General features: G+C 72.5%; 14 protein-coding genes, 1 tRNA gene and 1 pseudogene. 6 read left to right on the forward strand and 10 right to left on the reverse strand.

Annotation, left to right across the window (positions count from 1 at the left end; translation table 11 throughout):
- Positions 1 to 194: 194 nt before the first annotated feature.
- The 3 genes and pseudogenes from SCAB_RS06325 to SCAB_RS06335 form a co-directional block, all read right to left on the reverse strand.
- Positions 195 to 819 (reverse strand): annotated as a pseudogene (locus tag SCAB_RS06325) (transposase); the annotation flags it as partial.
- Between the two features lie 139 nt (positions 820 to 958).
- Positions 959 to 2,923, reverse strand: coding sequence for a Xaa-Pro dipeptidyl-peptidase (locus SCAB_RS06330; RefSeq protein WP_012999220.1), 1,965 nt, complete (start codon positions 2,921 to 2,923; stop codon positions 959 to 961).
- 110 nt (positions 2,924 to 3,033) lie between these two features.
- Entirely contained in the window at positions 3,034 to 3,510 is a 477-nt protein-coding gene (locus SCAB_RS06335) for a F0F1 ATP synthase subunit B family protein (protein ID WP_037725451.1), read from the reverse strand.
- Between the two features lie 204 nt (positions 3,511 to 3,714).
- On the opposite strand from SCAB_RS06335, the gene SCAB_RS06340 reads away from it, so the two are divergent.
- Positions 3,715 to 4,446 carry a MerR family transcriptional regulator gene (locus SCAB_RS06340; protein ID WP_012999222.1) on the forward strand — a complete coding sequence of 244 codons (732 nt, stop codon included), beginning with the start codon at positions 3,715 to 3,717 and terminating at the stop codon, positions 4,444 to 4,446.
- An 87-nt stretch (positions 4,447 to 4,533) separates the two neighbouring features.
- On the opposite strand, the gene SCAB_RS06345 is transcribed toward SCAB_RS06340, so the two are convergent.
- From SCAB_RS06345 to SCAB_RS06355, 3 genes are read right to left on the reverse strand one after another with little or no spacing between them, the layout of a single operon-like run.
- On the reverse strand, positions 4,534 to 6,708 hold the full coding sequence (locus SCAB_RS06345; RefSeq protein ID WP_012999223.1) for a 3-hydroxyacyl-CoA dehydrogenase NAD-binding domain-containing protein: 2,175 nt from the start codon (positions 6,706 to 6,708) through the stop codon (positions 4,534 to 4,536).
- Between the two features lie 41 nt (positions 6,709 to 6,749).
- A complete protein-coding gene (locus tag SCAB_RS06350) occupies positions 6,750 to 7,964 on the reverse strand; it encodes an acetyl-CoA C-acetyltransferase (RefSeq protein WP_012999224.1) in 1,215 nt (404 codons plus the stop codon).
- A gap of 46 nt (positions 7,965 to 8,010) precedes the next feature.
- Positions 8,011 to 9,222 carry a CaiB/BaiF CoA transferase family protein gene (locus SCAB_RS06355; RefSeq protein ID WP_012999225.1) on the reverse strand — a complete coding sequence of 404 codons (1,212 nt, stop codon included), beginning with the start codon at positions 9,220 to 9,222 and terminating at the stop codon, positions 8,011 to 8,013.
- A gap of 370 nt (positions 9,223 to 9,592) precedes the next feature.
- On the opposite strand from SCAB_RS06355, the gene SCAB_RS06360 reads away from it, so the two are divergent.
- Positions 9,593 to 10,771 (forward strand): saccharopine dehydrogenase family protein, encoded by a 1,179-nt coding sequence (locus SCAB_RS06360; protein ID WP_012999226.1) that lies wholly within the window; start codon positions 9,593 to 9,595, stop codon positions 10,769 to 10,771.
- Positions 10,772 to 10,806: 35 nt separating this feature from the next.
- On the opposite strand, the gene mmpA is transcribed toward SCAB_RS06360, so the two are convergent.
- From mmpA to SCAB_RS06375, 3 genes are all read right to left on the reverse strand, one after another.
- On the reverse strand, positions 10,807 to 10,953 hold the full coding sequence (mmpA, locus tag SCAB_RS47525; protein WP_162471715.1) for a morphogenic membrane protein MmpA: 147 nt from the start codon (positions 10,951 to 10,953) through the stop codon (positions 10,807 to 10,809).
- A gap of 128 nt (positions 10,954 to 11,081) precedes the next feature.
- Positions 11,082 to 11,771 (reverse strand): endonuclease V, encoded by a 690-nt coding sequence (locus SCAB_RS06370; protein WP_037725510.1) that lies wholly within the window; start codon positions 11,769 to 11,771, stop codon positions 11,082 to 11,084.
- Between the two features lie 120 nt (positions 11,772 to 11,891).
- Positions 11,892 to 12,938 carry a WD40/YVTN/BNR-like repeat-containing protein gene (locus SCAB_RS06375; RefSeq protein WP_012999229.1) on the reverse strand — a complete coding sequence of 349 codons (1,047 nt, stop codon included), beginning with the start codon at positions 12,936 to 12,938 and terminating at the stop codon, positions 11,892 to 11,894.
- Positions 12,939 to 13,256: 318 nt separating this feature from the next.
- Between SCAB_RS06375 and ssgD the strand changes: the two genes are divergently transcribed.
- The 4 genes from ssgD (at position 13,257) to SCAB_RS06395 (ending at position 17,762) form a co-directional block, all read left to right on the forward strand.
- Positions 13,257 to 13,673 (forward strand): spore wall synthesis regulator SsgD, encoded by a 417-nt coding sequence (ssgD, locus tag SCAB_RS06380; RefSeq protein ID WP_012999230.1) that lies wholly within the window; start codon positions 13,257 to 13,259, stop codon positions 13,671 to 13,673.
- Between the two features lie 308 nt (positions 13,674 to 13,981).
- Positions 13,982 to 15,613 carry an ABC-F family ATP-binding cassette domain-containing protein gene (locus SCAB_RS06385; RefSeq protein WP_012999231.1) on the forward strand — a complete coding sequence of 544 codons (1,632 nt, stop codon included), beginning with the start codon at positions 13,982 to 13,984 and terminating at the stop codon, positions 15,611 to 15,613.
- Between the two features lie 171 nt (positions 15,614 to 15,784).
- On the forward strand, positions 15,785 to 16,561 hold the full coding sequence (ddaH, locus tag SCAB_RS06390) for a dimethylargininase (protein ID WP_012999232.1): 777 nt from the start codon (positions 15,785 to 15,787) through the stop codon (positions 16,559 to 16,561).
- A gap of 223 nt (positions 16,562 to 16,784) precedes the next feature.
- Positions 16,785 to 17,762, forward strand: coding sequence for an acyl-ACP desaturase (locus SCAB_RS06395; RefSeq protein WP_012999233.1), 978 nt, complete (start codon positions 16,785 to 16,787; stop codon positions 17,760 to 17,762).
- A 22-nt stretch (positions 17,763 to 17,784) separates the two neighbouring features.
- Here SCAB_RS06395 and SCAB_RS06400 read toward each other — a convergent pair.
- Positions 17,785 to 17,857, reverse strand: a tRNA-Trp gene (locus SCAB_RS06400).
- Positions 17,858 to 17,929 lie beyond the last annotated feature (72 nt).

Raw genomic sequence — 17,929 nt, forward strand, 5'->3', positions numbered from 1 at the left:
GATGACGAGCTTGCAGCCAAGGGCGACCCGTTCGATCCGGAGGGCGCGGTGACCGCTGTGGCGCTCAAGATCGAGGGCGAGGACGAGTCACGGTGGATCGTCCACTGCCCGGCCTCGAAGCCTCGTGACGGTCCGCCGACGTAGTCGGGGATCCGTTGGTCGGCCGGGGTTCGGCAGGAGTGCGAGGCGTTCGAGATCCGGTTCCGGGCCGTGTGGTGCAGGGGCAGCTTGCGCAAGCCGGTGGCCCGGGTGGCGCGGATGCGGTCCTCGGCCCGGGCCCGCAGCCGGTGCCGGAGCTCGGCGATCGGCGATCGGGCGGCCCAGGTGTTGGGGGCGAACCAGGACAGCCGCATGCCGTCCGCATCCGTGAGCGCAACTGGGCTCCGGGATGGGGTCGTTCCCGTCTGACGATCAGCCACATGCCCGTCGGCCTGCCGTCCAGAATGTCACCGGCGAGTTCAGCGAGCCAGGCGCCGTCGCGGATCTCGCCCACGGTTTCGAGTGCCGCTGTCCAGGCCGGTGCCGGAACCTTCAGCACATGCCGACTGTCCTGCTCGGTGCTCACCGTGTCGACCGAGCAGGACAGCCACCGCCCTCGCTGACGAGCCGGGCGACGAAGTCGTGGGTGCCGCCCGCGGAGTCGGCCCGGATCAACGTCCGGCGCCGGCGCCGGTACTTCTTCGGCAGTCGAGCCGGCGCCAGGTGGGCGGCGGTGATGGGGTCGGCAGCCGTGTTCGCGTCCGCGTTGCCCGGTCCGAGCGGGGCCGCCACGGGCTCGCCGGTGCCGCCCGGACCGTGGTCGACGGACCCCATCAGCGGGCCCTCCGCCTATTTGATCAAATCTGGGACACCTCACCTCGTGACAGCGCGAGGCCGGCTGTCGTCAGAGCGCGCCGGTCGACACCGGCAGCTTCCGAGTCTTCGCGATCGAGGCCGGCACGGCCCGCGATCCGGGCCCTCATTTCGTGCCGCCCGGGACGCGGGCGGCACGGCCCGGGTCGCGGACGCCGTCGAGGACGATGGCCCCGGGGGCGGCCGTGGCGCCGGTGGTGGCCCGCTCGAAGGCTCCGGCACCGCCGACCAGCGGGACCTTCGCGGAGGTCTTGCGGAGGTCGATGGTCAGGGCCGGGGTGCCGGCGGGCGGGTCGATGAGGTCCTTGTCGGTGCCCGCGACGATCAGCGCGAGACGGTGGCCCGCCGGGACGACGTGGTCGCTCGCGTGCAGATCGAGGGTGATCGTGTACGGGGTGCCGGGCGTGAGCGGGGCTCCGGTGCCGGAGGCGTGGTGGCCGAGGTCGGCCCAGCCGCGGCTGAAGATCGTGTAGTCGACGTCGGCGGTCTTCGCCCGGGTCTCCCGGAAGCAGGAGCTGTCGCCGGTGGTGCTCGGCCCCCAGCAGGTGCGCTCGGTGAGGGTGGTGATGCCCTCACCGGCGGCGGCGTAGTCGCGGATGGTGTCCGGGCCGAGGTCGACGAGGACCGCCGAGAGGTGGGCGGCGGAGGTGGTCGGCGTCGCCGTGACGGTGACCTTGCCGGAACCGGACAGCCGCAGGGCCTTGGTGAGCGGGGCGGTGACGAAGCCCGCCTTGCCGGGGGTGGACCGGTCGACGTGCGCGGCCCAGTCGGTCTCGCTCAGCGCCGGGTCGTCGGTGAAGGTCTCGGTGCCGGTGCCCTTGCGCAGGCCGAGGGTGCCGACGCCCGGGGCACCGCCCTTGCCCGGGCGCAGGGTCGTGGTCTTCGCCGCGCGGGGCGGCCACACCGAGGACGTCTGCCACCGGTCCGGGTGGCGTTCGACGTCGGCCATGGGTTCGTCGTCGATGCCGTTGTCGTAGCCGAGGAGTTCGTGGTCGAACCAGCGGTGCAGGGTGTCGACCCACTCGGCGCGGCGGAAGTCGAACGGGTCGACGTGGCCGGTCTGCGAGAGCCAGATCTTGCGCTCGACGCCCTGCGCGGCGAGCGCGTCCCACCACTGGCCGAAGTGCTTGGCGCGGACGTTCAGGTCCTGCTGTCCGTGGACGACGAAGACGCTGGCATCGATCTTCCGGGCGTCCTTGACGTAGTTCCGCTCGGTCCACAGCGGGGTCCAGTCGCCGGTGCGCGGGGCACCGTCGACGAGCTTTTGCTGGACGGCGCCGCACTTGGCGCGGGCCCCGGGGCTCTCCACGTAGTCGGCGAGCCAGTCGGGGCCGGAGTTGTAGAGGGGGGCGCCCTTGGCGAAGTAGTAGTCGTACCAGGAGGAGATCGCGCCGATCGGGACGATGGTCTCCAGACCTTCGACGCCGGTGGCGGCCACGCCGTTGGCGATCGTGCCGTCGTAGCTCTTGCCGATCATGCCGGTGCGGCCGTTGGTCCAGCCGGCCTTGGCCTTCTTGGTGCCCGTGCGGGTGGTGTACGCCCTGCCGCGGCCGTTGAGCCAGTCGACGACCGCCTTGGCGGACCGGATGTCGGAGCGGCCGCCGACGTCCACACAGCCGTCGGAGCGGTTGGTGCCGGCGAGGTCGACGGCGACGAAGGCGTAACCGCGGGGCACGAAGTAGTTGTCGTAGAACAGCGGCGCCTGGACGATGTTCCCGGCCGCGTCGTAGGTCTTGAGCTGGCTCTCGTTGCCGCGTCCGCAGCAGGCGTAGTAGGGGCTGGCGTCCATGATCACGGGGATCTTGCGGCCCCGCTGGGCGGGTTCTCTCGGACGGACGATGTCGACGGCGACCCGGTCCTTCCTCCCGTCGCGGTCGGCGTCGAGCCCGGTGTCCACCCAGACGGCCTCGCGGATGGCATTGCCGTAGGAGTAGACCGGTTCGCTCCTGCGGGGGGCCGGAGTGCCGGCGACCGCAGGGGTGAGGAACGAGGCCGTGAGAGCGGCGGCCGTGGCCGCCGTCGCCAGCGATCTCCAGGTCGTGAAGCGTGTACGTCGCACAGGTATCCGCATGCGCGGACGGTACTGCGGTCAACTCCCGTGCAACAGAGGCACTTTTGGTGCTCGCGGGGCTTCGGCCACGCTCTGGCCGGAAAGGGGCCACCGCGAGGGGGCCGTGATCCTCAGGGCCGTGGTCGGACCGTCTCCCCGACCGGTTCGCCGACGATCCTGCCGGCGAGGTCGCGGGCCAGTACGTGGGCGTGGGCACGCAGTTCGGCCTCGGCCGTATCGCGGTCCTCGGTGAGGCGGGCGTGCCCCTCGGCGAGCAGGTCGGCGCACGCGCGGTGGGCGTCGGCACGGGCCCCGGCGATCAGGGCGGCGCCCTCCTCGTGGGCGCGCTGACGGATACGGGCGGCCTCGTGCCGGGCCTCGGCCCGAACCTGTGCCACCTCCCCGCGCTTGACCTCGATCTCCGCACGCAGGGCTGCCGCCTCCGCCTCCGTGCCCTTGGTCGCCGCCTCCCGTTCGTCCAGGACGCGCTGCACGCGGGGCACCATGCGGACGAAGAAGACGAACACGAGCGCGAACAGTCCCGCCGCGGCGACGAGTTCCGCGACCACCGGGTTCAGCGGGCCGATGTCCATGGGGAGCAGATGCATACCGGTGCCCTACCCGCTCGTGTCCCGGCGGTACCGCGCGCCGGTTCGGGAGCGGTGCCCGAGGTCGTGCACCGTCGCCGGACGGCGGCGTGGTGGCGCCCCCGGACGGAGGTGGTCCCCTTCATGACGCCGCCGTTCGGGGCGGGACCGGCAATCGGCCGTCCGAGGTGTCACGGCACCGGTGGGACGGCGATACTGCTGTGCATGACCACCGACACCGGAGAGAGCACCGGCGGCGGCTCCGTCGAGAGCGCCGCAGAGATCGTTCTCACCGTGGACGAGCTGGCCGCGCGCGCGGGGGTCACGGTGCGCACGGTCCGTTTCTACGGCACCCGGGGGCTGCTGCCGCCGCCGGTGATCGGGCCCCGCCGGGTCGGTCACTACGGCCGGGACCACCTCGCGCGGCTCGCGCTGATCGAGGAACTGCAGCGGCAGGGCATGACCCTCGCGGCCATCGAACGCTACCTGGGACAGCTGCCGCCGGACCTCACCCCGCGCGACCTCGCGCTGCAGCGTGCGGTGGTGGCCTCGTGGGCGCCCGACGCGGTGGAGACGGTCACGCGGGAGGAGCTGGACCGGCGGGCCGGGCGGGCCCTGGGGGACGCGGACGTGGAGCGGCTGCTCGCGATGGGCGTGGCCGAGCGGGACGGGGACGGTCTGCGGGTGGACACCGGGCTGCTGCGGCTCGGGGTGGAACTGCTCGACGTGCCGTTGTCCGAGGAGTCGATCCTGGCCGCGCGCAGTGTACTGATCGAGCACTCGCGGGCCGCCGCGTACGCGTTGTCGCGGCTGTTCCGGGAGGCGGTGGCGGAGCGGGACGCGCAGGACGCGCGGTCGTTGTCGGCGCGGATGCAACCACTGGTGGTGCAGGCGTTGTTGACGACCTTTCAGCGGTCGTTGACGGAGGAGATGCGGGGGTGGGCGGCGGAGTCCTGAGGGGCCTTCTCCTCGCCCCGCCTCCCCCGCCCGGGCCTGAGGAGCAGGGGCTGCGCCCGCTGCTCCTCGGGCCCGGCGCCGGACGCCTCACCCGTCGGAGAAGCGCTCCCCCTTCTCCGCCTTCTCCAGGAGCAGTCGCGGTGGGGTGAAGCGGGGGCCGTAGCGGTCGGCGAGTTCCCGGGCCCGGGTCACGAAGCCGGGGAGGCCGCCCTCGTAGCCGTTGATGTACTGCAGGACGCCGCCGGTCCAGCCGGGGAAGCCGATGCCGAGGAGGGAGCCGATGTTGGCGTCGGCGACGGAGGTCAGGACGCCCTCTTCGAGGAGGCGGACCGTGTCCAGGGCCTCCGCGAAGAGCATGCGTTCCCGCATGTCCTCGAACGGGATCCGGTGCCCGGGCCGGGTGAAGTGCTCGCGCAGCCCGGGCCAGAGCTTGCCGCGGCGGCCGTCGGGACCGTAGTCGTAGAACCCGGCGCCTCCGCTGCGGCCGGGGCGGGCGAACTCGTCGACCATCCGGTCGATGACCGCGTCGGCCGGGTGCTCCACCCAGGTGCCGCCCGCCTCCTCCACGGCCCGCCGGGACTCGGCGCGGATCTTGCGGGGCAGGGTGAGGGTCAGCTCGTCCATGAGGGAGAGGACCTTGGCGGGGTAGCCCGCCTGGGCCGCCGCCTGTTCGACCGAGGCGGGCTCGATGCCCTCCCCCACCATCGCGACGCCCTCGTTGATGAAGTGCCCGATGACCCGGGAGGTGAAGAAGCCGCGCGAGTCGTTGACGACGATCGGTGTCTTGCGGATCTGGCGGACGAGGTCGAAGGCGCGGGCCAGGGCCTCGTCTCCCGTCTGCTCGCCCTTGATGATCTCGACGAGCGGCATCCTGTCGACGGGTGAGAAGAAGTGCAGGCCGATGAAGTCGGACCGGCGCACGACGCCCTCGGCCAGCTCGGTGATGGGGAGGGTGGAGGTGTTGGAGCAGAGCAGGGCGTCCGGCGCCACCACCCCCTCGATCTCCTGGAACACCTTGTGCTTCAGCTCGGTGTTCTCGAACACGGCCTCGATGACCGCGTCGCAGCCCGCGAGGTCGGCCGGGTCGGCGGTGGGGGTGATGCGGGCGAGGAGGGCGTCGGCCTTGTCCTGCGTGGTGCGGCCCTTGGCGACCGCTCGGGCGCAGAGCTTCTCCGAGTACTCCTTGCCCTTCGCCGCCGCTTCGGGCGTCACGTCCTTCAGGACGACGTCGATGCCCGCGCGGGCGCACGAGTAGGCGATGCCCGCACCCATCATCCCGGCGCCGAGGACGGCCACCTTGCGGACCTGGCGGGGCTCGATGCCTTGGGGGCGGTTCGCGCCGGAGTTGACGGCCTGGAGGTCGAAGAAGAAGGCCTGGATCATGTTCTTGGACGTCCGGCCCGCCGCCAGCTCCACGAAGTAGCGCGCCTCGATGACCTGGGCGGTCTCGAAGTCGACCTGGGCGCCCTCGACGGCGGCGGCGAGGATGGCGCGCGGGGCCGGGTAGGGCGCGCCGCCCGTCTGCTTGCGCAGGGTGGCGGGGAAGGCGGGCAGGTTCGCCGCGAACTTCGGGTGGGAGGGGGTGCCGCCGGGGATGCGGTGGCCGGGCCGGTCCCAGGGCTGTTGCGACTCGGGGTTGGCGTCGATGAAGGCGCGGGCCTTGTCCAGCAACTCGTCCCGGGTGGAGGCCACTTCGTGGATCAGGCCGTTCTCCAGGGCGGCTCGCGGGCTGTACTGGGTGCCCTGCAGCAGCACCTTCAGCAGGGCGTCGGCGATGCCCAGCAGACGGACGGTGCGCACGACACCGCCGCCGCCGGGCAGCAGGCCGAGGGTGACCTCGGGGCAGCCGATCTTCGAGCCGGGGGCGTCCAGGGCGACGCGGTGGTGGCAGGCCAGGGCCAGTTCGTAGCCGCCGCCCAGGGCCGCGCCGTTGATCGCCGCGACGACGGGCTTGCCGAGCGTCTCGATGCGGCGCAGGTTGCGCTTGATCTCCAGGCCGCCGTCGAACAGCTGCCGGGCGGTGTCGGGGGTGACCCGGATGAGGTCACGGAGGTCGCCGCCGGCGAAGAAGGTCTTCTTGGCGGAGGTGATGATGACACCGCGAATGGTGTCCTTCTCCGCCTCCAGGCGGTCGGTGATCACCGCGAGGGAGTCGCGGAACGCCTGGTTCATGGTGTTCGCGGACTGGTTCGGGTCGTCGATGACGAGGGTGACCAGGCCCGTGCGGTCCTGTTCCCAGCGGATGGTGGTGCTCTCGGTCATAGCGGGGGTCTCCGTTGAAGTCTCTTGGTTCCGCCGGGTTCTCAGACGCGTTCCACGATCGTCGCGATGCCCATGCCGCCGCCCACGCAGAGCGTGGCCAGCCCGTACCGCTTGTCCTGCCGCTCCAGTTCGTCGACGAGGGTGCCGAGGATCATCGCGCCGGTCGCGCCGAGCGGGTGGCCGAGCGCGATCGAGCCGCCGTTGACGTTGACCTTGTCGAGCGGGAGGCCCATGTCCCGCACGAAGCGCAGGACGACCGCCGCGAACGCCTCGTTGATCTCGACGAGGTCGATGTCGTCGATGGTCAGCCCGGCCTTGGCGAGGGCCTTGCGGGTCGCGGGGGCGGGGCCGGTGAGCATGATGGTGGGCTCGGAACCGGAGACGGCGGCGGAGACGATCCGGGCGCGCGGGCGCAGCCCGTACCGCTCGCCGATCTCCGCGCTGCCGATGGCGACGAGCGAGGCGCCGTCCACGATGCCGGACGAGTTGCCCGCGTGGTGGACGTGGTCGATCTCCTCCACCCAGTGGTACTCCTGCAGCGCCACCGCGTCGAAGCCGCCCAGGTCGCCGATGTCCGCGAAGGACGGCTTCAGCTTGGCGAGGGAGTCGGCGGTCGTGCCGGGCCGCATGTACTCGTCGTGGTCGAGGACCACGAGCCCGGAGCGGTCGGTGACCGGGACGACGGAGCGGTCGAAACGGCCGTCCTTCCAGGCGGCGGCCGCCCGCTCCTGGGACAGGGCCGCGTACTCGTCGACATCGCGCCGGGAGAAGCCCTCGATGGTGGCGATGAGGTCGGCGCCGATGCCCTGGGGCACGAAATTGACGGCCAGGTTGGTCATCGGGTCGTTGAACCAGGCCCCGCCGTCGGAGGCCATCGGCACCCGGGACATCGACTCGACACCGCCCGCGAGCACCAGGTCCTCCCAGCCCGAACGGACCTTGGCGGCGGCCAGGTTGACGGCCTCCAGACCCGAGGCGCAGAAGCGGTTCTCCTGGACGCCGGCGACCGTGTCCGGCAGTCCGGCGGCGATCGCGGCGGTCCGGGCGATGTCGGAGCCCTGGTCGCCCACCGGGCCCACGACGCCGAGCACGATGTCGTCGACCGCGGCCGGGTCGAGGCCGGGGAAGCGGCGCCGGATCTCGTGGATCAGGCCGATGACGAGGTCGATGGGCTTGGTGCCGTGCAGGGAGCCGTTGGCCTTGCCGCGGCCGCGCGGGGTGCGGATCGCGTCGTACACGTACGCTTCGGTGCTCACGAGTCTGGCCTTTCCAGTGCGGGAGGGTGCGGCCCGGGGGCCGGGGTCAGGCGGTGTCCTTGACGGAAGCGTCCGACGCGGCGGCGTCGGCGGCGGTGACGCCCGGCGACGCGCCCGCCTCGGCGCGGGCGTCGCGCGTCAGTCCCGGTATGCCCCAGTCGTGGGCCACGTCCGCCGTGTCGGCGCCCGGCTGGGCGGGTCCGCTGCGCACCGAGGTGGGGGTGGCGGAGAAGCGGGGCGCGGGGGCGGGCTGGGTGATGCCGCCGAAGTCGGTGAAGGTGCCCCGGGCCGCGAGGTGCGTGTGGTGCGGGGCCTCGCCCAGGGAGAGGACGGGGGCCACACAGGCGTCGGAGCCCTCGAAGACGGCCGTCCACTCGTCCCTCGTACGGGTGGCGAAGCGGGCGGCGACCGTCGCGCGCAGCTCGTCCCAGGCGGCCACGTCCTTGCGGGCCGGGGCCCGGTCGGCGATGCCGAGGAGCTCCACGAACTCGTCGTAGAACTGCTGCTCCAGGGCGCCGACCGCCATGTACCGGCCGTCGGCGGTCTCGTAGGTGCCGTAGAAGGGGCAGCCACCGTCGAGGAGGTTGGCGGCGCGGCGGTCCTGCCAGCGTCCGGCCGCCAGCATGCCGTGGAGCATCGCGGAGAGGTGTGCGGTGCCGTCGACGATGGCGGCGTCCACGACCTGGCCGGTGCCGGTCGCGCGGGCGTGGTGGAGGGCGGCGAGGACGCCGACGACGAGGTACAGGGAGCCGCCCGCGTAGTCGCCGAGGAGGTTGGCGGGGGCGGGCGGCGGGGTGTCCGGGGCACCGATCATGCCGAGGGCGCCGGTCGGGGCGATGTAGGCGATGTCGTGGCCGGCGCGCTGTGCGAGCGGGCCCTGCTGGCCCCAGCCGGTCATCCGGCCGTAGACGAGCGCCGGGTTGCGGGCGTGGCAGGTCGCGGGGCCGACGCCGAGGCGCTCGGCGACGCCCGGGCGGTAGCCCTCGATCAGGATGTCGGCACGCTCGGCCAGATCGAGGACGAGGTCCGGGCCCGCCGGGGACTTCAGGTCGACGAGCACCGACCGTTTGTTGCGGTTGGTCACGTCGTAGAGGGGGTTCACGGCGAGGCCCGTGCCGCCCGGCCGGTCGACGCGGACGACGTCGGCGCCGAGGTCGGCGAGGAGCATGGCGGCGAACGGTCCCGGTCCGATGCCCGCGAGTTCCACCACGCGCACACCGGCGAGCGGGCCGTGCCCGGGCGTCTTCGCCTCTGTCATCGAGCCCCCATGCTCTGTGACACACATGATGTAACACCAGTGATGTTAGGAACGGGGTCCGCTCGGCACAAGCCCCGAGTGAGCAAACGCTTAGTCATTGTGGGCATTGTGCCCGGAGTCCCGGCGGGGTGTCAGCCCGCGCGCTCACGCCCCCGGTACTGGGGGGCGGCACGGGCCTCCCGTCATGCCCCAGGGGAACTCCGCGACCGCACCGAGCATGCCGAGGGCGAACTCGCGTACCTTCTGCCACTTTTCAGGGCGTTCCTGGGTACGGTCACGGCCACCTCCGGGTCCCGCGCGCTCGGCTGCTCGTCACTCACGCTAGCCTCAGCGACCGACAACGGCGCGTGGGCGAGTGCTGAGGGGTGCGATGAGCGGGCAGAACAGGGCGGATCGGGCGTACGACGTCGTGCTCTACGGGGCGACGGGGTTCGTCGGGGAACTCACCGCGGAGTATCTCGCCGCGCACGCGCCCGAAGGGCTGCGCTGGGCGATCGCCGGGCGCAACGCGGACAAGCTCGCGGCGCTGCGCGAGCGGCTGCCCGGTGGCGCGGGGATCGGCGTGCTCCGGGCCGACGGCTCGGACCCGGGTGCCGTGCGCGAACTCGCACGGCAGGCCCGTGTGGTGGCCACGACCGTCGGCCCGTACATCACGCACGGCGAGGAGCTGGTGGCCGCCTGCGCCGACGAGGGCACCGACTATCTGGACCTCACCGGTGAGCCCGAGTTCGTCGACCTGACCTTCGTCCGGCACGACGCACGCGCGCGGGAGACCGGCGCCCGGATCGTGCACGCGGCCGGTTTCGACTCGATACCGCACGACCTGGGCGCGTACTTCACCGTGCGGCAGCTCCCCGAGGACGTACCGATCACCGTGGACGGCTTCGTGCGCGCCGAGGGGATGTTCTCGGGCGGCACGTTCCACTCGGCCCTCACCGGGTTCTCGCGCGCCCGGCAGACGATGGCGGCCGCGCAGGACCGCAAGCGGCACGAGCCGCGCACGGTGGGCCGCCGGGCGTACGCGCCGGTGAGCGGGCCCCGGTTCGCCAGGGAGGTCGGGGCGTGGGCGCTGCCGTTGCCGACCATCGACGCGCAGGTGGTGCAGCGTTCGGCGCGCGCCCTGCGGTGCTACGGGCCGGACTTCCGCTACCGCCACTACGCGGCCGTGAAGACGCTGCCCTTCGCGGTGGGCGGGGTCGCCCTCGTCGGTGCCGTCGTCGCCGCGGCCCAGGTGCCGCCGGTGCGGCGCTGGCTGGGCGACCGGCTCAAGCCGGGCGAGGGGCCGAGCGCGGAGAAGCGGGCGAAGAGCTGGTTCTCGGTGCGGTTCGTGGGCGAGGGCGGCGGGCGCCGGGTCTTCACGGAGGTCGCGGGCGGCGACCCCGGGTACGGCGAGACGGCGAAGATGTTCGCCGAGTCGGCGCTGTGCCTGGCCCTCGACGACCTGCCGGCCACGGCGGGGCAGGTCACCACGGCCGTCGCGATGGGTGACACGCTGATCGAGCGGCTGCGCGCGGCGGGCATCACGTTCCGGGTGGTGGCGTCCCGGTAGCGGCACCGGTCCCTCCCGGCGGGTCCGGGAGGGGCCTACTGGGCCCATCCGGTCAGGGTGTAGACCATCCCGGCGATCCAGGCCAGCCCCGCGATCAGGGCGAGCAGCAGCCCGGCCGTCACGACCCGCTCGACGGACTGGGTGGGGGCGGGGGCGGGCTTCGGGGCTCGGTGCGTCGTCATGGGGCACAGCCTGCCGATCATGACGGTGCGCCGGCATCCGTACACGTACTCAGTTCGTACTCAGGTATCAGCTCCGTACGGACGCACGAGAGGTGCTCCGGCGCCCGCTCGCACCCCGGTGCCGGGGTTCAGCCGGCCGTCTCCCGCAGGGCCCGGCGGCAGAGGGAGTCGGCGCGGCGGGTGGTCTCCGGGAGGCGGTAGGCCGGGGTGAGGGCGAGCGTGTGGGCGCAGGCGTTGTCGAGGCCCACCCGGTGGCCGACGGAGACGAAGACCGGCTTGACGCCGTCGCGGGTGCGCAGGGCGCGGCCCACCTCCTCGGTGCCCGCGAGGAGCGGGGCGGCGCTGCCGCGCGGGGTGCCCGGCTCCTCGTGGGTGAAGGTGAAGGGGTTCTTCGCGACGCCGATCGTGGGCAGGCCGGTCAGCACGCCCAGGTGGGCGGCGAGGCCGAAGCGGCGCGGATGGGCGCGGCCGTAGCCGTCGCAGACGACCAGACCGGGATCGCACGGCAGTGCGTCGAGGGCGGCCAGCACGGTCGGGATCTCACGGAAGGCGAGCAGTCCGGGGACGTAGGGGAAGGACACCCGCCCGGTCGCCGTGGCCTCGGCGACCACGGCCAGCGTCGCCGCGTCGAGCACCACGGCCGCCGCCGCGACCACGTCCCGCTCGTCGTCGTAGGCCACGTCGACGCCCGTGACGTACCCGGTGCCGGGCGGCGGCCCGGTCTCGTCGAGGACCACCCGGCCCCGCAACTCGTCCTGCACGGCCAGGGCCTGCTCTGCGGTGGCGGGCCAGCCCGCCGGGGTGCGTACGGTCGTCATGGTGCCGACGAGCGTACGCACCCCGGGCGCGGCGGGGCGGTTCGGGGCCCGCTGTCGCCGTGGGCGCGCGGGGGCAGGCGGCCGCGGGCGTCCCGCGGCGCCGGACCGGCCCCGGGGCGATCAGTTCTCCAGCCGGGCCACGCGCCCCTTCTCCCCCGCCGCCCAGCAGCCCCGGTCCGGCGCGCAGTCGACGGTGTCGTACGAGCCGGTGTCGACCGTGCGCCAGGTGCGCCCGCCGTCGGTGGTGACGTCGGTGCCGGTGGGGCCGACGGCGAGGGCGGTCGTACGGCTGTGCGGGAGCCAGGCGACCCCCGAGCGGTAGGCGGGCGGCGGCTGTGCGGCGGGCCTCCAGGTGCGGCCGGCGTCCCCGGTGGTGGCGGCGGCCCGCGGGGACGGCTGGTCGGCGCGGTAGTCGCCTCCCACGGCGATGCCGTGCGCCCGGTCGCGGAAGGCGAGGGCGAAGACGCCCCGGGCCGGGTCGCCGGCCGGGACGCCTGTGTCGGCCGCCGTCCAGGTCAGTCCGCGGTCCGCGGAGTGCAGCACCCGCGCGCGTGCGGCCCCGCCGGTCGCCATCCAGACGTCACGCGGGCCGGAGGAGACCAGGCACTGACCGCTCGCGGCGAAGCCCGCCTCGCCCTCCAGCGCCGGGGGCATGCCCTCGTTCGGCAGGACCGCCCAGGAGCGGCCCCCGTCCTTCGTGGACAGGATGCGGAACCTGCCGTCGACCGGGTCGCTCATGGCGAGTCCGTGACGGGGGTCGAAGAAGGTGAGGCAGTCGTAGAAGGCGCGCGGATCGGTGTTCCGGAACGACTCGGTCCAGGTCGCGCCGCCGTCGTCCGTGCGGTACACCCGGGAGGCCTCGCCCTCCCCGATGGCCAGCACGACCGCCCTGCGCGCGTCGAACGCCTCGATGTCCCGGAACTGCAGCTCCCCCGCACCGGGCGGTGAGACGTCGCGCCAGGTCCTGCCCCCGTCGCCGGTCCGCAGCACCGTCCCCGCGGAACCCGCCAGCCACGCCGTGTTCCGGCTGACGGCGGCCAGACCGCGAAAGCGCGCTTCGGTGCCGGTCCGCTTCTCCTCCCAATGCGGTGGCCGGCCCTCACCGTGCGCCTGCGCGGGCACCGCCAGGGCGGCGGCGAGTGCCGCCGCGGCCAGGCCCGTCGCCATCGTCCGACTCGTCCGACTCATCCGTCTCGACTGCCCCAAGCCCCTCATGGCGGGCGAAGCTAGTGCACCGCCCGGGTGCCGTCCAGATGGCCTCGGCCGGGAACCGGCGGGCGGCGTCCGGTGTCCTCTCCCATACGCCGGGAACACGGGACGAGAAATCGATCACGTCGGTGATTGGGCTCGGTGACAGAGGTCACTCGGCCCTCCTGTGCACGGATCGGCCCGATCCGGCGTCTTCTGCAGTGCCCGGCCCCAGTCGTCCGAGCCCGTCCACCCGTCACTCCGGAGCCTGTCCACACGTCACGAGGGAGCAAGGCGTTGTCCACCGTCATCGAGCAGCCCGTAGAGGCCCGTCTCGTCGCCGCCGCGCCGCGGATGCCGAGCATTCCCGCCACGCTCCACTACGACCGCAGCGACCCCTTCGCCGTCCGTATGACCTTCCCCGCCCCGGCCACCCTGGAGGGCGTCGAGGTCTGCTGGACCTTCGCCCGGGAACTGCTGGTGACCGGCATGGAGGAGTCCGTCGGCCACGGGGACGTACGCGTGCGCCCGTACGGCTACGAGCGGCTGGTCCTGGAGTTCCACGCCCCCGAGGGGACCGCCGTGGTGCACGTCCACGCCGGGGAGGTACGGCGTTTCCTGGAGGGCACGATCGACCTGGTACCGCTGGGTCTGGAGCACCACCACGTCGACCTCGACCACGACCTGGCCCAGCTGATGCGCGACGCCTGCTGAGGCTCCGCCCCGGCACGCGCCGCCCCGGACGGGGCAGCGCGTTAATGCGTTGACAGCCTTCCGGCCCGCTCCGTACGTTGGTTCACGGTCCTGTTGCCGCCGATTGGAGAAGGACGTTGCTCGTCTGAGGTCCTGAGACACCGCGTCACACACCCTGCCGTATCCCGGCCTCCTGTGTGCGTTGCGTGCGACCTCGGCGTACGAGCCGTCCTTTCGACAGCGGGCTTTCCTCCCGCCTCTCGTCGTGTCGCCCCGCGGTGTTTCGAACGCGTCGCCCCTGGCCGCTTCCCTCACCCGCGAGGTCGCTCATGTCTACTCCCCTCTCTCTCACCTGTACGTCCCTGTCGTTCGCCTGGCCCGACGGCACCCCCATCCTGGACGATCTGCAGATCGCGTTCGGACCCGGCAGGACCGGGCTCGTCGGCGTCAACGGATCAGGGAAATCAACCCTGTTGAAGCTGATCGCCGGGGAACTCGTGCCGACCGACGGCACCGTCCGCGTGGCCGGCGAGATCGGCTACCTCCCGCAGAACGTCACGCTCGACACCGGCCTGAGGGTCGACGAGGCGCTCGGTATCGCCGCCGCCCGTGCCGCGCTGCACGCCATCGAGTCGGGCGACGTGGCCGAGGAGCACTTCGCGGCGGTCGGCGACGACTGGGACGTGGAGGAACGCGCCCTGGCGACACTCGGCCAACTCGGCCTGGGCCACGTCGACCTGGACCGCACGATCGGCGAGGTCTCGGGCGGCGAGTCGGTGCTGCTGCGCCTGGCCGCGCTGCTGCTGCGCCGGCCGGACGTCCTCCTCCTGGACGAGCCGACCAACAACCTCGACCTGTACGCGCGACGCCGGCTGTACGAGGCCGTCGCGTCCTGGTCCGGGATGATGGTCGTGGTCAGCCACGACCGTGAACTCCTGGACCTGGTCGACCAGATCGCCGATCTGCACGACGGCGAGGTGACCTGGTACGGCGGCAACTTCTCCGCGTACGAGGAGGCGCTCGCCGGCGAACAGGAGGCGGCCGAGCGGATGGTGCGGGTCGCCGAGTCCGACCTGAAGAAGCAGAAGCGCGAACTCGTCGACGCACAGGTCAAGTTGGCCCGGCGCAAGCGGTTCGGGCAGAAGATGCAGGACCAGAAGCGGGTACCGAAGATCGTGGCGGGGGCACGCAAGCGGGCGGCCCAGGAGTCCGCGGGCAAGCACCGCATCCTGCACGAGGAGCGGCTCGCCGGGGCGAAGGAACGCCTGGACGAGGCGGTGGAGGCCGTTCGGGACGAGGACGAGATCCGCGTCGAACTGCCGTACACGGCCGTCCCTCCGGGCCGTACCGTCCTCACCCTGCTGGACCTGGAGCTGCGGTACGGCGCCCGGATCGAGGGCGGGCTCGATCTGCGCGGGCCGGAGCGGGTCGCGCTGATCGGCCGCAACGGGTCGGGCAAGACCACGCTGCTGCGGACGATCGCGGGCGAGCTGGAGCCCGTGGCCGGCGAGACGAGGACGCACGTCCCGCTGCGGTTCCTGCCGCAGCGGCTCGACGTCCTCGACGACGGGCTGACCGTCGCGGAGAACGTGGCCCGGTTCGCGCCGGACGCCACCAACAACCGGATCCGGGCCCGTCTCGCCCGCTTCCTGTTCCGGGGCGCCCGCGCCGACCAGCCGGCGGCGACCCTGTCCGGCGGGGAACGGTTCCGGGCCGCCCTCGCCGCCCTGATGCTCGCCGAGCCCGCCCCGCAGCTGCTGATGCTGGACGAGCCGACGAACAACCTCGACATGGCGAGCGTGCGGCAGCTGACGACCGCGCTGGAGTCGTACGAGGGGGCGCTGATCGTGGCCAGCCACGACCTGCCGTTCCTGGAGTCCATCGGGATCACCCGGTGGCTGCTGATGGAGGAGGGAGAGCTGCGGATGACGACGCCCGAGGAGATCGAGGCGGCCGGCTGACCGGGCCGGCCGGCGGGGGCGCCGGGGCCGGGGCCGGCTACCGCCGAGTATCTCAGGAGGGCCACAGCCTGGCTCCGGGGGTTTTGTCCGCCTGGGCCGGGGCTGCATGATGGCGGACCGGCGTCGCTCCACGGGCGCCGGAAAACCGTCGTTCGATTCGGAGTCATCCACGTGCCCAGCAGGAAAGCCCTTGTCCGCCGTCCGAGCCCCCGCCTGGCCGAGGGCCTCGTCACGCACGTCGAACGCACGGAGGTGGACGTCGACCTCGCGGTCGAGCAGTGGGAGGCGTACGGAAAGGCCCTGCGCGAGCACGGCTGGGAGACGATCGAGGTGGAGCCGGCCGACGACTGCCCGGACTCGGTCTTCGTCGAGGACACCGTGGTGATGTACAAGAACGTGGCCCTGATCGCGCGCCCCGGCGCCGAGTCCCGGCGGGAGGAGACCGAGGGGATCGAGGAGGCCGTGGCCGCGCTCGGCTGCTCGGTGAACTGGGTCTGGGAACCCGGCACGCTGGAGGGCGGTGACGTCCTCAAGGTCGGCGACACCGTCTTCGTCGGGCGCGGCGGGCGCACCAACGCGGCCGGGGTGCAGCAGCTGCGGGCCGCGTTCGAGCCGCTGGGGGCGCGGGTCGTCTCGGTGCCGGTGAGCAAGGTGCTGCATCTGAAGTCGGCGGTCACCGCGCTGCCCGACGGCACGGTCGTCGGGCACATCCCGAAGATGGACACGCCCTCGCTGTTCGGGCGCTTCCTGCCGGTGCCCGAGGAGGCCGGCGCGCACGTGGTGCTCCTCGGCGGCGACAAGCTGCTGATAGCGGCCAGCGCGCCGAAGACGGCCGAGCTGTACTCCGATCTCGGGTACGAGCCGGTCGTGGTCGACATCGGCGAGTTCGAGAAGCTGGAGGGCTGTGTGACATGCCTCTCGGTGCGGCTGCGGGATCTGTACGCCTGAGCGAGTGATCCCTGCCCGCTTCCGGCCCCGGGACCTGCGGCTCCACGGGGCCTTCGGCAGACCCGCCGAAGCCCTGCGGAACCCCGCTGATCAGCACTCTTTACAGCACCCTTAACCTACGGCATCGTAACCTACGGATTCGTAGCCTACGATGCCGTAGGTTCAGGTCACCCGCCCGTGGCCGGCCGGAAGACAAACCCCAGTTCGTCCCCCTGGAGCACCTGTGTCGATCACTTCTCCCCATCTCGGCAGCCCGTCCAGCGAATGGACCGACGCACGCCTGCTGTACGCGCTGGAGGAAGTCGTCGAGACGGAGCTCAACCGGCATCTCAAGGTCACCAAGGACTGGATGCCGCACGAGTACGTGCCGTGGAGCGACGGCCGCAACTTCCCCGGCTTCTTCGAGGACGGCGAGGCCTGGGAGAAGGGGCAGTCGAAGGTCACCGAGGTCGGCCGGATCGCCCTGGTGGTGAACCTGCTCACCGAGGACAACCTGCCGAGCTACCACCACGAGATCGCCACCCTCTTCGGCCGTGACGGCGCCTGGGGCACCTGGGTGCACCGCTGGACCGCGGAGGAGGGCCGGCACGGCATCGTGATGCGCGACTACCTGCTCGCCTCGCGCGCGGTCGACCCGGACAAGCTCGAACAGTTCCGTATGTCCCACATGGGTGAGGGCTTCGAGTCGGACAACCGGCACTCGATGCTCCACACGGTCGCGTACGTCGCCTTCCAGGAGCTCGCCACCCGCGTCTCGCACCGCAACACCGGCCACCACTCCGGTGACCCCGTGTGCGACCGCATGCTGGCGCGCATCGCGACCGACGAGAACCTGCACATGATCTTCTACCGGAACCTGCTGAAGGCCGCGTTCGAGTTCGCCCCCGACCTGACCATGCAGGCCGTCCGTGACGTCGTCGTCGACTTCCGCATGCCCGGCCACGGCATGCCCGGCTTCGAGCGCGCCGCCGCGCAGATGGCCATCGGCGAGATCTACAACATGCGCATCCACCACGACGACGTCCTCGCGCCCGTCATCCGCTTCCTGAAGATCATGGAGATCGACGGCCTCGGCCCCGAGGGCATGAAGGCCCAGGAGGAGCTCGGTCTGTACATGGGCGGACTCGACGCGGAGGCCAGCAAGTTCGACGAGAAGCTCGCCGCACGCAAGGCCCGGATGGCGGCCCGCGCCGGGGCCTGACCGGCGTCCACGGGCGTGAGGGGCGGGGCGGCCGGATTCGAACCGACGTCTTCCGGTTTTGGAGACCGGCGCGCCTGCCTCTGCGCTACACCCCGCCTTGCGGGCCATCCTAGGGCCTGCCTTCGCCTGCCTGCCGTCACCTGCCTGCCGTCGGCGGCCCGTCGCCC

It is taken from the genome of Streptomyces scabiei 87.22, from assembly GCF_000091305.1.
Taxonomy (GTDB): Bacteria; Actinomycetota; Actinomycetes; order Streptomycetales; family Streptomycetaceae; genus Streptomyces; species Streptomyces scabiei.

Coding starts and splice junctions, on each gene's coding strand:
- SCAB_RS06360 (WP_012999226.1), top strand. CDS start 9,593: ATGAGCGGGCAGAACAGGGCGGATCGGGCGTACGACGTCGTGCTCTAC.
- SCAB_RS06335 (WP_037725451.1), bottom strand. CDS start 3,510: ATGCATCTGCTCCCCATGGACATCGGCCCGCTGAACCCGGTGGTCGCG.
- SCAB_RS06385 (WP_012999231.1), top strand. CDS start 13,982: ATGTCTACTCCCCTCTCTCTCACCTGTACGTCCCTGTCGTTCGCCTGG.
- mmpA (WP_162471715.1), bottom strand. CDS start 10,953: ATGACGACGCACCGAGCCCCGAAGCCCGCCCCCGCCCCCACCCAGTCC.
- SCAB_RS06330 (WP_012999220.1), bottom strand. CDS start 2,923: ATGCGGATACCTGTGCGACGTACACGCTTCACGACCTGGAGATCGCTG.
- SCAB_RS06370 (WP_037725510.1), bottom strand. CDS start 11,771: ATGACGACCGTACGCACCCCGGCGGGCTGGCCCGCCACCGCAGAGCAG.
- SCAB_RS06340 (WP_012999222.1), top strand. CDS start 3,715: ATGACCACCGACACCGGAGAGAGCACCGGCGGCGGCTCCGTCGAGAGC.
- SCAB_RS06375 (WP_012999229.1), bottom strand. CDS start 12,938: ATGGCGACGGGCCTGGCCGCGGCGGCACTCGCCGCCGCCCTGGCGGTG.
- SCAB_RS06355 (WP_012999225.1), bottom strand. CDS start 9,222: ATGACAGAGGCGAAGACGCCCGGGCACGGCCCGCTCGCCGGTGTGCGC.
- SCAB_RS06345 (WP_012999223.1), bottom strand. CDS start 6,708: ATGACCGAGAGCACCACCATCCGCTGGGAACAGGACCGCACGGGCCTG.